The sequence below is a fragment of the Phyllobacterium sp. CCNWLW109 genome (assembly GCF_037203905.1).
Classification (GTDB): Bacteria; Pseudomonadota; Alphaproteobacteria; order Rhizobiales; family Rhizobiaceae; genus Phyllobacterium; species Phyllobacterium ifriqiyense.
Genome location: NZ_JBBCBK010000001.1, coordinates 681,682 through 696,643, shown reverse-complemented (window position 1 = coordinate 696,643; position 14,962 = coordinate 681,682). Strand labels below are relative to the sequence as shown.

Below are 14,962 nucleotides of genomic sequence, written 5' to 3'. Positions count from 1 at the left end.
AGGCGGTCACAGAACTTCGGCAAGAAAGCGTTTCAGCCGGGAACTTTGCGGATGGTCAAAAATGGAACTTGGCGGGCCGGCCTCAACAACGCGGCCCTCGTCCATGAAGACAACCTGATCGGCCACCTTGCGGGCGAAACCCATCTCATGGGTGACGACAACCATGGTCATGCCCCGTTGCCCCAAATCGGCCAAAAGGTTGAGAACCCCTTTTACCAGTTCCGGATCAAGCGCACTCGTTACCTCATCGAAGAGGATAACCTCCGGATCCATGGCCAGAGCCCGGGCGATCGCCACCCGTTGCTGTTGTCCTCCGGAAAGACGGCTGGGGCGATGATGACTGCGGGCTGCCAGCCCAACATCAGCAAGGCGCGCTTGTGCAATACGCTCCGCTTCTTCGTTGGGCAGGCCCTTTATCTCGGTCAATGCAAGCATAACGTTCTCAAGCGCTGTATGATCCGGAAACAGGTTAAAATGCTGAAAAACCATCCCGACGCGTCTGCGCAGTTTCTCGGGCTTCATTGCTAGAATGCTCTCACCATCTATGCGCACATCGCCGCCCTTCGGTTCGACAAGCCGATTGATGCAACGCAGTAATGTTGACTTCCCCGAACCAGACGGCCCGATAATACATGTGACAGTACCCGGTTTTACCGCCAGGGTTACCTGCTTGAGCACATCAAGATCGCCGTATGACATATCCAGATTGCTGACCGCGAGACTGCCGCCTTTGAAACGCGGCTTACCGGCATCACTCCGGGCAGTCGACTGTCTATTGCGAGCACCGTTGCTACTGCCGGTGCCCTCCAGTTCGCTGACCTCGGCAAGTCCGCTCGTAACAGCACCGCTCTTGTGCTTGCCAAGGCGCAGGCCGTTATCAATGTAATTCACCACGTGGGTCAGCGGGACGGTAACAAGGAGATAAAAGATTCCGGCGAGCAGAAGGGGTGACAGGTTTCCGGTAACAACCGCCTGATCCTGCCCAACGCGGAATATCTCGCGTTCTGAAGCCAGCAAACCAAGAAAATATACGAGACTTGAGTCTTTGACGTTTCCAATGAACTGATTGACAAGCGCCGGCAATACACGCCGAATTCCTTGCGGGATCACAATCAAGCGCATTCCCTGCCCGTAACTCATGCTCAAGGCGCGGCATGCTTCCATCTGCCCGCGCTCAACGCTTTGAATACCTGAGCGGATGATTTCTCCGATATAGGCACCGGCAATCAGGCTAAGCGCGAGAATCCCCAAAGGGTAAGGCGAAGGACCGAAAATCTCCCGCCCAATACGGGCAAATCCCTGTCCAATAAGAAGAATGGTCACGATTGCGGGCAGTCCGCGGAAGACATCAGTGTAGATACGCGCGGGAAGCCTCAACCATCTTGAGCGGGATATGCCCATGACGGCCAGCAACAGACCGATAAGAAGTCCGAGCACGGTTGAGGCCGCTGCAAGGATCAGGGTATTTTTCAGTCCGACTGTGATCATGGCGGGCAAAACAGCCGCCATAGCGTCCCAATCGAGAAAACTTCGACGCAGATTTTCGAGCCAGTTCATCCCATTCCCCCTGTGTTGTGACCATAAAGATCAACGGCAGGACCGCTGCTTTGAGGCATCAGAGCAGCGGCCACGACGTTATTTCTTGGGAAGGTACGCGTCGGGCATGGGTGAGCCTGGAAACCACTTTTCATAAAGCGTCTTCCAGGTCCCATCTTGCATTGCCGCATGGAGGGCCGTGTTCAACGCTTCACGAAATGCATCGTTGCCTTTGCGGATAACAAAACCAGCCGGAGCATCAAAGGACGGTATATTTACTGCGATCTTGAGTTCTGGATAACGTTCGCCATATTGCTTTGCGGCCTCATAATCCAGGAAATGGGCATCAACCGTTCCGTTGTTGAGGCCTGAAACTGCCGAATTGTTATCGGGAAATTTGACAAGGTCCGTGTCAGTGAAATTTTTGGCGGCGTAGATTTCCTGAAGCGTCCCCTGCACCACCCCCAACCGCTTGCCTTTCAATCCTTCAGCAGATGTAATTGCCTCGTCCGCTGTCAGCACGGAGAGATAGCCGGCAAGATAGCCGTCGGAAAAGTCTATGGTCTTCTTGCGTGCTTCCGTCGTTCCAATAGCTGCGACGGCCACATCAAAACGTTCATTGGCAACTGACGGCATGAGTGCCGAGAACTCCTGCCCTGTGAAAACCACTTGACCCTTCCCAAAACCAAGTCTGCTTGCAACATTCAGAAAAAGTTCAATGTCGAAACCGGTGAACTGGCCATCTGCGGTTGTAAATGTGTAGGGCTTCGCGTCGCCCATCGTGCCAACGCTTATGACTTTCTCATCAATCAAACCGTAAGGATTATCTTCGGCCGCTGCCATACTGGAAACGGCCCCAAAACCGGCAAGCGCGATGGTCAAGGTTATCATTCCAACCCGGGCAGACTTCATTGTCCTCCTGAAGAGTATTAAAATGCTCATGTCCCTGTTCTCCACTCTGAAATTATTGTTCTAAATTGGCATGCTCAAACTGGCGGGCTGCCCTTCACTGTCACGGCTCTTGGTTGCCTGGATCACTGAGAAGAGATCTTTGCCCATGAGACCGGTCTCTTATTGATTGAGACCGGTCTCAATGCTAATTGATATATTCACATTGACCTTCCGTCAACAACCCTTGTAGTGCTTGAAATATGAAAAACGCTGCTCAAAAATCCCGATCCGTCACCGTCAGCGATGTGGCGCGAGAGGCGAATGTGTCGAAAGCAACCGCGGCTCGCGTTCTGGGCGGATACGGCGTTGTCAGCGAAAAAATCCGCGCAGATGTACTGGCTGCTGCCAAGGCACTGGATTACCGGCCGAACGAGCTGGCCCGAAGCATGACCACCGGAAAATCGGGAATTATCGGCGTGGTCGTCGGCGACATAGAGAACTCTTTCTTCAGTTTTGCTGTCCGCGGCATAAGCGATGTAGCGAGAGCTGCTGGATTCAACGTTATCCTTGCGAATTCCAGTGAACAGATCGAGGTTGAGAAAGCTGCCGTTCGTGTCTTGATCGGCAAACGCGTGGACGGTCTGATCGTCACCCCATCAGAATCCCGGGACGTGTCGCATTTGCGGGAAATTCACCGATCGGGCAGACCGTTGGCCCTCCTCGATCGCGCTCTACCTGACTTCGACGTTGATACAGTGACCGTCGATGACCGCGACGCCGCGATGCGGGCAACGAAGATTTTGTCGGATGCCGGGCATCGCAATATTGCCTATGTCACGGCAGTCGATTTCGCCGGACGCGAATATCGAGAGCTTAAGCAGATCTACACATCCTCAGTGCGCGAGCGCATCGAGGGTTTTCTCGCAACGTGTCGGGCCAGTGGCATAGAAAACCCCGAGAAATTTGTGCAACTCGGCGCAACGAATGCACAAGAGACACGGACACTCACCAAGAATCTCCTGGCCAGACCTGATCGACCAACGGCGATCCTTGCGTCTGACAGCCTGATAGCAATTGAAATTTTTAAAATCATTCGCGAACGCGGGCTGCGCATTCCTGAGGATATATCATTGATTACCTTCCATGACGCAGATTGGACCAGCGTGACGAGTCCACCCATTACAGTCATTGATCAGCCAGCCTACACACTAGGGAAAACCATCGCAGAGCTTCTCATTCGGCGACTTAAAGGAGAGAATCATCCACCCAAAAGAGTTGTGATAGGTACGTCACTCATCGAACGTGGCTCTGTCGGGCCGCCGCGCGCGATTAAAGGCGGCCAGAAATGACTATCTGTCGCATGTCGCGCCCTCTAGGTCACGGACAGCTGATTGAGAGGTTCGAGGCGGCTGTCTGCAGCGCCAAAGATTGGTCAAAAAGCAGGTTACGGACCAAAGGTAGCCGCGCAAGCCGGTGACAATAATGGCAAGCGGTTTCCTTTATCGAAACGTGTACTGCGCAATCGGCTGGACGTGACTGTTGGCGTCATTGGCTCCAGCCTTGAACCAAACCAATAGTGCGGGATGGTAATGTGAACCGCGTGGCAAACGCAGTATCCTGCGCAAGTTGCCCCTGCGCAGTGCGATGTTGGGCTGAACTGGAACGCTGCCATTCTTCGATCGGGAACATTTTATTGCAGGAGGCGTTGAGTCGCCGCAATGGTTCCCAGGGAGGACACAATGGCCGAGAAGACCTTGAACGACCTTTTCCTAGACACGCTGAAAGACATTTACTTTGCCGAGAAGCAGATTCTGAAGGCGCTGCCAAAAATGGCCCGGGCGGCTCAGTCAGAAGAAGGCAAGTCAGGTTTCCTGCAGCATCGCGACGAGACGCAGGGCCAAATCGAACGTCTTCAACAGGTGTTCGAACTAATGGGAAAACCTGCTCGCGGCAAGACCTGTGAAGCCATCCAGGGTATTATCGCCGAGGGCGAAGAAATCATGGAGGAATACAAGGGTTCGGCTGCTCTCGATGCCGGCCTCTTTTCCTCGGCGCAGGCGGTTGAACATTATGAAATGGCCCGCTACGGCACCCTGATTGCCTGGGCCAAGCAGGTCGGCCTTGAGGACGCGATCCCTCTTTTTCAAGCGAACCTGGCTGAAGAAGTAGCCACCGACGAAAAGCTCACGCATCTTGCAGAGGCCTTTGCGAAAGCAAAGGGTAAAGCTGCCTGATCATTCCGTCGTCTTCAAACGCGCATCGCGCGCCCCTTTCGCATGCACCCTGCCAATGAGGAGAGACCGATGGCCAAGAAGCCTTCCCCAGCGAAAAAACCAGCACCAAAAACGCCCGCATTGAAGAAAACCGCCGCGACCGGAAAACTCCCAAACACTGTCACGATCCATGACCAGCAACTCCATCGTGGAAAAGGTGGCGAGCTTCACCAGTTCGCCGAAGACGGACACGAGGTTCTGACAACCGCCCAAGGCGGCCCCGTTGCCGATGACCAGAATACACTTCGGGTTGGTGCCCGCGGCCCCGCTGTCATCGATGATTTTCATTTTCGAGAGAAAATCTTCCATTTTGACCACGAACGAATCCCCGAACGCGTGGTTCACGCTCGCGGATACGGTGCGCATGGCTTCTTCGAGACTTACGAGTCCCTAGCGGCCTATACACGCGCGGATCTCTTTCAGCGTCCAGGCGAAAAGACGCCGGCTTTCGTCCGGTTCTCAACTGTTGCGGGCAACAAGGGTTCAGCCGATCTTGCTCGTGACGTCCGAGGCTTTGCGGTGAAGCTCTACACGCAAGAAGGCAACTGGGATTTGGTCGGAAACAACATTCCGGTTTTTTTCATCCAGGATGCAATCAAGTTCCCGGATATTATTCATGCAGCAAAGCAGGAGCCTGACCGCGCCTTTCCCCAGGCGCAGACTGCGCATGACAATTTTTGGGATTTCATCAGCCTCACTCCCGAGAGCATGCACATGGTCATGTGGATCATGTCTGACCGTGCCATTCCCCGCTCCTTCCGCTTCATGGAGGGTTTTGGTGTCCACACTTTTCGGTTTGTCAACGACAAGGACGAGTCAACCTTCGTAAAATTCCATTGGAAACCAAAGCTGGGTTTGCAATCGGTGGTCTGGAACGAGGCCGTCAAGATCAATGGTGCGGATCCTGATTTCCATCGCCGTGATCTCTGGCAGTCGATACAATCGGGTAACTTTCCGGAATGGGAGCTTTGCGTTCAGCTGTTTGATCAGGAATTCGCCGACAATTTCGACTTCGATATCCTTGATCCTACGAAGATCATCCCCGAGGAGATCTTGCCGGTTCGGCCAATAGGCCGTTTGGTACTTGACAGGATGCCCGACAATTTCTTCGCCGAGACGGAGCAGGTTGCCTTCATGACCCAGAACGTGCCCCCCGGTATCGACTTCAGCAATGATCCACTTCTCCAGGGTCGGAACTTCTCGTACCTGGACACCCAATTGAAGCGTCTGGGCGGCCCAAATTTCACCCATCTGCCCATCAATGCACCCAAATGTCCGTTTCATAACTTCCAACAAGACGGCCACATGGCAATGCGAAACCCGGTCGGGCGGACAAACTATCAGCCAAACTCGCGCAACGAAGGACCGAGAGCGTCCCCGGTCCGCGGCTTTCGCCATTTTCCATCAGACGAAGAGGGCTCGAAGATTCGGCTCCGCCCAGAGAGTTTCGCCGACCATTACAGTCAGGCGCGCCAATTCTATATTAGCCAGACACCACCCGAACAGCGGCACATCGCCATGGCCTTAACTTTCGAGCTTAGCAAGGTCGAAGAGCCGGTCATACGTGAGCGCATGGTGTCCCATCTGCTCAATATCGATGATACCTTGGCATCAACGGTGGCCAGGAAGCTCGGTTTTCAATCGCTGCCGAAACCGGCTGATGCGGCCATGCCGACGCGCCAGGATCTGGAACCATCACCGGCGCTCAGCATCGTGGAACGTGGACCCAAGCGCTTCGAAGGGCGCAAACTTGGTATTCTCGTAACCGATGGTGTTGATGCCGGGCTTCTGAAGGGCCTTGCCACGGCTGTTACGAAGGATGGGGCGGTCTTCGAACTGATAGCACCGAAGGTGGGGGGCGTTACCGCGTCCGACGGGAGTTGGGTCGCAGCACATCACATGATTGATGGCGGCCCTTCCGTCCTGTTCGATGCAGTGGCCCTGCTGACCTCTGCCGCAGCCATTGATGACCTGGTGGAGGAGGCAACGGCTCGTGACTTTGTTGCTGACGCGTTCCAGCACTGCAAGTTCATCGGGTACGATCAGTCCGCATTGCCGCTACTCAAAAAAGCCGGGATTGCAAACGACCTCGACGAGGGCATTCTGGAGCTGCCTGGAGAGGAAGGCCCTGCCGCCTTTGTCTCCAGGTTGGGTAAACTTCGGGTTTGGGCGCGCGAGCCCGCCGTGAAGCTTGGGAAAGCCTCTGCGCCAATAAGGTAGACCCTTTGGGGCGCGGCGGCGACTGGTTGCCGCCGCCTCCCTGTTACAGCCGACTGCTCGCCTGGATATCGGAGGCACTCTCGCCAGCGGCTAAATTACGCGGCCTCTCGACCATTGCCCGGAGATGCCGCTGGTCTCGCACCGACCGGAAATCAGCTGGATGGTGTGGTGGCTCACTCGGCTGTGTCAACGCGCATGGTCTCACGGCGATTGCCGTCAACAGTGTCAGGCCCTGCTATCGCCAAACTGGCATTCGCTGTTGGCGAGGCAATCGGGCATGAGCGGGGCTGGCACGTCCCTGGCGAACAGCGCCTTGAGGCCCTGTACAACCAAATAACATCTGCCCTTCTAGAACTCTATGCCAAGCCTTGTTGCGAACGTATGGTCTTGGCTGTCGCCGTCGGTTCCAAATGCGGTACGATAATCAAAGCCCACATTCCAACCTTCTCCTATCTGTGCATCGAACCCCATTCCGACCGTAAAGTGATCTTGAGAGAACGCGTCAACATCAAGCGCGTAGGGTAACGTACCAAGGTCGGCATATCCCACACTGGCGCGGCTCGATCCTTCAAAGTCGTGGGTGTATTCCAACCGGGCACGAGGCGTGAGCAAACCCCATTTGGTACGTATAGCGTGTTCGACGCGAAGCCCGAAGGTTCCTGACAATGTGTCAATATCCTGATCGCCATAAGTAAGGTTGTAAATATCCGCCCCCTTTTCAGTGAATGCGTCGAGTGTTGAACGTGATCCTGACAACTGGCCATAGGGGGACATCAGCAGACCTTTTTTGCGATATTCATAACCAGCGGTCAGCGATGCGAAAAACTGGTCTCCATTCCGCTTTCCCGAAGCGAAGTCTCCAGTCGACGTCACATATCTCTCGCTGTCAAAACTCATGGTGCTGTAGCCAGCAAGCCCGTCAAGGAAGAAACCTGGGACGGGTCGATAGCTGCCATAAGCTGCAATTGAAAACGCTTCTGCACGACTTTCAGTGCCATTATCGCCAATGTCTGTACTATCGCGTCCAAAGCCTACACCGATACCGGCCGTCAGATTCGGATTGAAGCGATAGTCAACGCCGGCACTCACGCCCACCAATGTATTATCCAGCTTGATTGCCCCATCATCATTGGTGCCGAAGTTGACATAGCCACCGCTCCAGAGGGCGAACTCGCCCAACGCGTGTTCATTTGCGACCGGGGGAGGAGCTTCAACAGCATTGGTTGCCGGTGACGACACTTTCCCTATCGCCTCAAGCGCAGGATCACGGGCAGGATTATTCGACGCTTGATCCGAACTATAGGCTATCAAACCGGCTTGCGGACATGCAGCGGATGGACGGAGCCTGGTCCCCGTCGCGCTTTGCCCGGTTGTGATGGAAGTCGACTCAGACGATGGATCCTTCTGCGCGCTCAGACTGCTCTGAGTACCGTCGATACATGCGGCATTAGAGCCAATGCTAACCGCTCCCGAGCCTTGGCGGGTAACGTTGAGTGACGGGTCCTGCTGAGAATAATCCTGTGCTTCATAAGGTTCCGATTGCGTTGAATCGGTCAAAACGCTGACACTGAGCCCTACAGAATTGCTGCGCTGCTCACCCTCATTGTGGAGTTGTTCCAGCCTGTGGCTGAAATTGCGGATTTGCGTGTTGGCGAAACGCTTGGCGCTCTCCGTCTGGGCCCGGATTAATCCAATAACTTCGGGATCGCGTGACGGGTCGGGACGCGCAATTACTTCAATCGTAACCGTTGCGGGCGCAGACCTGCGAGCTCCGTTTGATAGTGTATAGGTCAGACTGGTTGTGCCAGCAAATGTCCCGGCTGCCGCAAACTGAAGGATATGGGTGCCATCTTCCCTCGTGATGCGTGCCTCGCCTGCTTCACCTGGAGGAGAGGTTACGATTGCCGAGGCGGAGAATGGGCCACCCGTCGCGCGTTGAGTAAGATCGACTGTGCCAGTTGTACCCGCCAAAACGCTGAGCGTTTGATTCTGTGCTATCGGCGGCGGCAAGTCCTGGATGGCGATTTTATACTGCCGGGTACCTGTAAAGCCGTTCGTATCTGTTGCGGTGACACTGAAACTGAAGGAACCAGCTGCCGTGGGTGTTCCGGATATGCTGGCATTGGTTAGATTCAACCCGGCAGGCAATGCTCCCGCAGAAACCTGAAAACTGTAAGGTGCTGCTCCGCCGTCAACGGTGAGCGCTATCGGACCATATTGCTCTTGAATTTTTCCACCTGGAATAACATCGGGCGTGACTGTAATCGTGGGGGCTTCAATGGACAGGCTGTACTGATGTTGACCAGTAAAACCGCTAGCATCGGTTGCGGTAATCGTGAAGTTGAAGGTGCCTGCGACCTTAGGTGTGCCGGAAATTTCGGCACCAGCTAAGGCAAGCCCGGCGGGCAGTGCTCCGGCACTCAACTGATATGTATAAGGTGCAGTGCCGCCGTCTGCCGAGAACGTAACCGAAGCATAAAGGTTAGAGGCTTGTCCCCCCGGCACGGCATCCGGACCAATCGTGATCCCCGGCGCTGCGACGGCGATTGTATATTGCCGCTCGCCGCTGAAACCATTGGCATCCGTGGCTCTCACTGTGAATGTGAACGAACCAGCAGCGGTTGGCTTGCCCGAAATATTGGCATTCGACAGGCTCAATCCAGCTGGTAATGCGCCGGCGTTTATCTGAAATGTATAGGGCGCCGCTCCGCCATTAGCCGTCAGCGTTACCGGAGCATAATCGTTCGGGATCACCACGTCCGGTAGCGCGTCCGGTGCAATATTGATTCCCGGTGCCACTATCGCGATCGTAAACTGCCGTTCGCCGGTAGCTCCGTTTGCATCGGTAGCAGTTACAGTGAAAGTGAATGAGCCTGCAATGGTTGGCGCACCGGAAATCACGGCTCCGGCCAGGTTCAGCCCTGTAGGTAAAGCACCGGCACTTACCTGAAACGTATAAGGGCCTGTTCCGCCATCTGCTGCCAGCGTCACCGAACCGTAATCGTTCGAAGCGTTACCTCCGGGCAGATTATCAGGGCTTACAATAATCGTCGGCGGTTCGATTGCCAACGTATATTGGCGCTCGCCTGTAAACCCGTTGGCGTCGGTTGCTCTAACAGTGAAGGTGAACGAGCCCGCTGCAGTTGGCGTACCCGAAATCCGGTCACCGGCCAGACTCAGCCCAGCGGGCAGAGCTCCGGTAGTCACCTGAAATGAGTAAGGCGCTGCACCACCTGTTGCTGAGAGAGTTGCCGGAACATAGGCGTTCGAGGCCTTTCCATCAGGCAGGTCGGCAGGTGCAACGGCAATGACCGGCACAGGAATCGCGACTGTATATTGCCGCTCGCCGATAAAGCCGTCTGCATCTGTCGCTCGAATAGCGAAGGTAAAACTTCCCGTAGCGTTGGGCGTGCCGGACAACAGTCCGCCAGACGATAGAATAAGACCACCGGGAATACTTCCGGAAGCAAGGCTGAAGCTGTAAGGCGCCGTACCACCATTTGAGCTGCTTGCTGTTATTGTCTGGCTGTAGGCTTCCCCGAATACACCATCAGGCAACGTCTGGGGCGTGAGGTCTACCTGCACAGTCGTACAGGTAAGAGCCAGATTGGACACATCAGCGTTGGATATGGTGCCGGACGAAGGCACAAGCGTGCAGAGTTGCCCGTCCGGGGCTGTCAATACCCTCGCGCTCCAGTTTGCTCCGTCAGGCACCCTGTTGGGAAAGGAAAAACTGCCGCCGCCGATATTAACGGTTTGGACACTTACGGGGCTTGTTGTTGCAAGCTCAAGACTTGCTGTGCCATTCAAGCCGTTTGCGATGCCACTGACCAAAAACGTCGGCGTTGCAAAGCAAATCAATGCGGAGCCGTCACCGGAGTTCGCATCGTTCAGGATCGACGCCGATTGCAAAGCACCCGGACTTGAAGTGCCCCCGGCTCCTCCGCCGCCACCCCCGTTCCAGTTCTGCTGACAGCCGGTTGTGCCGACACCTGCACCGCCGCCTCCACCGCCAACGGTGCTACCGCCACCGCCGCCGCCGCCAAATCCGGCCCCGATGAAAGATCCAGAAAAATTATTTGAGCTTCCCCCCTGCCCGTTCGCTTGACCGGGCGTCGCGGGGAAACTGCCACACCCGGCTCCGCCAGAGCCGCCCGCACCGGGTGAACCGCCGCCGCCGCCGAACGGACCTGTCCCGCCCGGCACAGTCGCTCCTGCCCAGCCCAGACCACCTCCGATACCGCCATTACCACCACTAATTACATTGGCAGTACTCCAACCACCATTGCCGCCACCCCCGCCGCCAGCGGCGATCGCAATCCGGCTGCCACCCAAGCTCAGATCGGTTCCGCCGCCGCCATTTCCACCATCGTTGGTGCCGCTTGCCCCCCCGGGATTGACTGCAAAAGACGCTCTGCCACCGACGCCAATCGATAGAATATCGCCTGGCGAAACGCTCAATCTACCACTAACGCGACTTCCAAGGCCACCTGTACCGCCAGGGCTGAATGGACTACCGCCTATTGAACCAGCGCCACCTTTGCCGTCGCCACCTTGTGCACCGAAAAGATGAACGGTGATCGAACTCACCCCACTTGGTACAACCGTGGATTGCGTACCACCTGTGAAATTAAAGGAACGGCTTGTCTCATTGGGGGCGCAAGTCTGTGCAAACGCCAAATCTGACCATGCCAGGCCACCAGGAAACAACATAATTGCTATCGCAAGAGTACGCACACGTGAAAATACTTTTGAATACATAACGCCCCCCAGCGTATTCTTGATATTTTTTACCTAGCGTTGTGAGGAAGCGACTGCAATCACAAATTGCGACCCTATTCATTATTTTCTTAAACAAAGAATCTTCGCGAAAAAATAAGACGGAAAGCGACATTTCATAAACTCAATAGATGTACTGAATGCTATTGGTGCCTTACTTAAATTAATCTAGGAGAAAATCATTCATTTACCACGATGGCAATGATTAATAGCGGCCGCCCTGCTTGGGTTGTGCATAATATCGAGCAAGCCCCTATCACCCAACGCGCATTCTGCTCAGTGATTATGTCACCGGAAGAAGAGCCACCAATCACGCAGGACAGGTCTGAGGAACAAAACCGCCTTGTCTGCAATAATGAATTTTCGGACTATTCACGCGGGTCTCGCCGCGGGATGCTGGAAACTGTTGGGGAAAGAGGCGCTGGCACTTCGCCACAGGAGATTTTGAAACTGCAGTATGTGGCGACATCGCAAGGTCCGTAAAAACTCTCAGTTTGAGCGCTCTCAATGGTGAAGCGACGCATACAATACGTAAGATCAACGAGGCAAGACGAGGGATGAGGCAAGCCGCTGACGTAACATGACGAGCGTGCCCAAAGATGGCAGTCGAATCCTTGTTACAATCCGCCCCTTCGAACCAAGTCCGGCAGAAGTTGATCTCGCATATTGGTCGACTGGCGACCATTACGGGGCCCGTAGCCGGCGAGCTTCTGATTCCTCGCCCGCCCGCATCGTGGAATAGACGGAGCCGGAGTTAAAATGCCGAATGCCGACGCCCTTGGTCAATCTGGATCCTGCTTCGATGCCATTACCCTGGAAAGGCGAGGATAGCAAGCATCTCGACAGATCGGGAATCGAGGAACGGGCATGCATGCGATGACTGCCAGGTACTGCCAATTCGGACGCCCGATCCCACTGTTGCTTAAAAAGCGGGTGCTCCTCCTGCGACAGTAATCTGACAACATCTCAAGCCCCTTGGAGGTGCTCGCCGGAAGATCGGTGGAGCGACTTTGCAACGCAATTAGTTTAAACCGGTGAGTGCTGATGAAAGGTCAGTTTCCAGCCGGTCGACCGCCGGATATAAGCCGAGCTGACCAGCGCGGAATAAGGCTCGCCGTCGTTACGGGACACATCGGCCCGATAACTGACGATGGCGACGTCGTCGGCAGGCATGAGCAGGTACCTGCTGGTCATTTTGAGGTTGCGCCACCGGTTCGTCAGGGTGGCGGTCTCTGCCACGTCTTCGCGTGGGTGGATGCCGTGCATCTCTCCCGCTTGCGGGAAGGCGAGAATTGCGTTCTCATCCACATGTGCGAGGAAATGGTCTTTACCGGAGAGCCAGAAGCCCTGTTCGATGCGGAATAATTTATCCTTTGTCTCCATGGGGACTCCTCCCAAGCGAGTTGAACGTGAAGAGGCGCGCATAGTTCCGCCCCGCGAGTTTTGATATAGCATCCCGGCGGCACTTCCCGCCAACGGCGGAGAATAGACTGCAAGGATTGCCACTCTGCGTTCCGAACCAACGACTTTGAAGCGGTGATCAAACACCTCGCGGCACTCGGTTTCCGGGAAATTTACCTGAAGACGATCCAAAATATCTGCTGATCCTCCGAACTGGTTTGGCCGGCTTCCCGCAGCTCTATCTTTACGACCCCGATTCAAACATCGTAGAGAGTAATGAGGCATCATAAATGTGCCACCGGAGCCGCCGACAGCACAGATATCTAAGGACGCGCGTCGATGCTATGGTAGCTTCGCGCCCATTTCGGTCGCTCTGCGAAACTCCTTTGAACAAATGGCCATGCGGCCAAATTAATTCTTAGTCCCATAACTTGCTTGCCGCTATTTCGAGTTCTTTAATAAACGTCAGATTATCCTTTGATCACAAACTCCGTTGATCGTTCATTCACTCACCTCTTGCTTCTCATAATATCAGAAGCAATAACAACCAACCTTATCGGCAGAATAATCCGCAACACGGCCTGTTATTCTATGGACCGGTCTCTCCTTAAAGTTATTGAACCCAATCGCCAATCGGTTTCTCGAAGCACGCATGGCTTGTCATCGCACTGCCACGGCAACTGCAGCCCCAGCCATCATTCCGGCACTGGTGCGGTTTGCTATCTTCATAGACTTGCGGCTCGTGAAAAAGCGCCGAGCACGCGAAGCCGCCAACGTCCAACATAAGTCGATGGCTATGACGACACAGAACATCGCGAAGGTGAGCTCCAGCCAGCCAAATATTGAAATCTTGTGCAGGTCCACGATGGTTGGCAGCAAGGCAACATAGAACATCATGGTTTTTGGGTTTCCCATCGTCACTACGAAACCCGCTAGCGCAAGTCGCCATCTGGATCCTGAGCACGCAAAATGCTCCGCCAAGGTCTCCACAGGTGCGTGCCACATCTTCCACGCCAGGAAAAGCAGATAGCCCACCCCGAACCACTTGATGGCAAGAAATAGGGGTTGAAAGGTTTGGGCCAGCAGCGACAGCCCCAGCACCGCCAATGCCAGCCAGATGGCTTCGCCTATCCACATTGCAATCCAGAATGGGAAAACGTCCCGATGGCCTTTGGAAAGCACTCGTGCGACAAGGGCCGCAACGCTCGGTCCCGGCGACGCAGAAGCAACAGCCAAGGCTACAGCAAAAACAACGAGAGATGTAATGTCCATGCGCTAACCGCCAGTTTGTATGCACCGGCATCCATATCAAATTTGTCTTGCTTCTGCTCGTGCAATACCAATCCCTCCTCAGTAAATAGCTCGTCCATGCGCTTGCGCAGGTGAATTTAAATTATAGTGATGACGCCAGTTGGGCACAGGTGCGGATTGGCGCTTATTCATGGCAGTTTCAACCCCGTCCAACGGGCGGCAAAAGCCAACATGTCGGCCGCTTCCTCGATCAATTTAGCGGTCGGCTTGCCTGTGCCATGGCCCGCACGGGTATCGACCCGGAGCAGCCGCGGCCGGGGGCCTGGATCGGCAGCCTGTAGTGCAGCGATATATTTAAAGCTGTGCGCCGGCACGACTCGATTGTCCGCGTCGGCTGTCGTCACCAGGATCGCTGGATACGGCTTGCCTGCCCTGACATTATGATAGGGAGAATAGGACAGCAGGTTGCGGAAATCGGCCTCACTGAGTGGACCGAAGCCTCTTGCTCTGATGCTGATTCGTGAAAAATCCGCCGGCACTGAATTTTCAGCAAAATTTCTGTCGCAAAAGTTGCGAACTCGCTCCGCGGTAAAATGCCAACGATCCGGCAA

The 14,962-nt window shown here is 54.9% G+C and carries 9 protein-coding genes and 1 pseudogene; 4 read left to right on the top strand and 6 right to left on the bottom strand.

Features of this window, described 5'->3' with window-relative positions:
• Positions 1-6 precede the first annotated feature (6 nt).
• Together V9K92_RS03450 and V9K92_RS03445 are read right to left on the bottom strand one after the other, a co-directional pair.
• On the bottom strand, positions 7-1,557 hold the full coding sequence (locus V9K92_RS03450; protein ID WP_337353281.1) for an amino acid ABC transporter permease/ATP-binding protein: 1,551 nt from the start codon (positions 1,555-1,557) through the stop codon (positions 7-9).
• Positions 1,558-1,635: 78 nt separating this feature from the next.
• Complete coding sequence (locus tag V9K92_RS03445; RefSeq protein ID WP_443094426.1) at positions 1,636-2,478, bottom strand: ABC transporter substrate-binding protein; 843 nt, start codon at positions 2,476-2,478, stop codon at positions 1,636-1,638.
• Positions 2,479-2,687: 209 nt separating this feature from the next.
• Between V9K92_RS03445 and V9K92_RS03440 the strand changes: the two genes are divergently transcribed.
• The 3 genes from V9K92_RS03440 (at position 2,688) to catE (ending at position 6,920) form a co-directional block, all read left to right on the top strand.
• Positions 2,688-3,776: a LacI family DNA-binding transcriptional regulator gene (locus V9K92_RS03440; protein WP_337353279.1), complete on the top strand. Its 1,089-nt coding sequence runs from the start codon at positions 2,688-2,690 to the stop codon at positions 3,774-3,776.
• Positions 3,777-4,166: 390 nt separating this feature from the next.
• Complete coding sequence (locus V9K92_RS03435) at positions 4,167-4,661, top strand: YciE/YciF ferroxidase family protein (protein WP_337353278.1); 495 nt, start codon at positions 4,167-4,169, stop codon at positions 4,659-4,661.
• Positions 4,662-4,730: 69 nt separating this feature from the next.
• Entirely contained in the window at positions 4,731-6,920 is a 2,190-nt protein-coding gene (catE, locus tag V9K92_RS03430; RefSeq protein WP_337353277.1) for a catalase C, read from the top strand.
• 348 nt (positions 6,921-7,268) lie between these two features.
• Here catE and V9K92_RS03425 read toward each other — a convergent pair whose 3' ends face one another.
• On the bottom strand, positions 7,269-11,681 hold the full coding sequence (locus tag V9K92_RS03425) for a putative Ig domain-containing protein (RefSeq protein ID WP_337353276.1): 4,413 nt from the start codon (positions 11,679-11,681) through the stop codon (positions 7,269-7,271).
• Between the two features lie 598 nt (positions 11,682-12,279).
• On the opposite strand from V9K92_RS03425, the pseudogene V9K92_RS03420 reads away from it, so the two are divergent.
• Positions 12,280-12,579 (top strand): annotated as a pseudogene (locus V9K92_RS03420) (hypothetical protein).
• Between the two features lie 146 nt (positions 12,580-12,725).
• Here V9K92_RS03420 and V9K92_RS03415 read toward each other — a convergent pair.
• The 3 genes from V9K92_RS03415 to V9K92_RS03405 all read right to left on the bottom strand — a co-directional run bounded on the left by V9K92_RS03415 (position 12,726) and on the right by V9K92_RS03405 (position 14,962).
• Positions 12,726-13,082, bottom strand: coding sequence for a hypothetical protein (locus tag V9K92_RS03415; protein WP_337353275.1), 357 nt, complete (start codon positions 13,080-13,082; stop codon positions 12,726-12,728).
• 678 nt (positions 13,083-13,760) lie between these two features.
• Positions 13,761-14,372 carry a LysE family translocator gene (locus V9K92_RS03410; protein ID WP_337353274.1) on the bottom strand — a complete coding sequence of 204 codons (612 nt, stop codon included), beginning with the start codon at positions 14,370-14,372 and terminating at the stop codon, positions 13,761-13,763.
• A 167-nt stretch (positions 14,373-14,539) separates the two neighbouring features.
• Positions 14,540-14,962 (bottom strand): prolyl oligopeptidase family serine peptidase, encoded by a 423-nt coding sequence (locus tag V9K92_RS03405; RefSeq protein WP_337353273.1) that lies wholly within the window; start codon positions 14,960-14,962, stop codon positions 14,540-14,542.

Bases quoted from the DNA above. Each gene is read 5' to 3' on its own strand.
- V9K92_RS03435 (WP_337353278.1), top strand. From the start codon at position 4,167: ATGGCCGAGAAGACCTTGAACGACCTTTTCCTAGACACGCTGAAAGAC.
- V9K92_RS03415 (WP_337353275.1), bottom strand. From the start codon at position 13,082: ATGGAGACAAAGGATAAATTATTCCGCATCGAACAGGGCTTCTGGCTC.
- catE (WP_337353277.1), top strand. From the start codon at position 4,731: ATGGCCAAGAAGCCTTCCCCAGCGAAAAAACCAGCACCAAAAACGCCC.
- V9K92_RS03410 (WP_337353274.1), bottom strand. From the start codon at position 14,372: ATGGACATTACATCTCTCGTTGTTTTTGCTGTAGCCTTGGCTGTTGCT.
- V9K92_RS03425 (WP_337353276.1), bottom strand. From the start codon at position 11,681: ATGTATTCAAAAGTATTTTCACGTGTGCGTACTCTTGCGATAGCAATT.
- V9K92_RS03450 (WP_337353281.1), bottom strand. From the start codon at position 1,557: ATGAACTGGCTCGAAAATCTGCGTCGAAGTTTTCTCGATTGGGACGCT.
- V9K92_RS03445 (WP_443094426.1), bottom strand. From the start codon at position 2,478: ATGAGCATTTTAATACTCTTCAGGAGGACAATGAAGTCTGCCCGGGTT.
- V9K92_RS03440 (WP_337353279.1), top strand. From the start codon at position 2,688: ATGAAAAACGCTGCTCAAAAATCCCGATCCGTCACCGTCAGCGATGTG.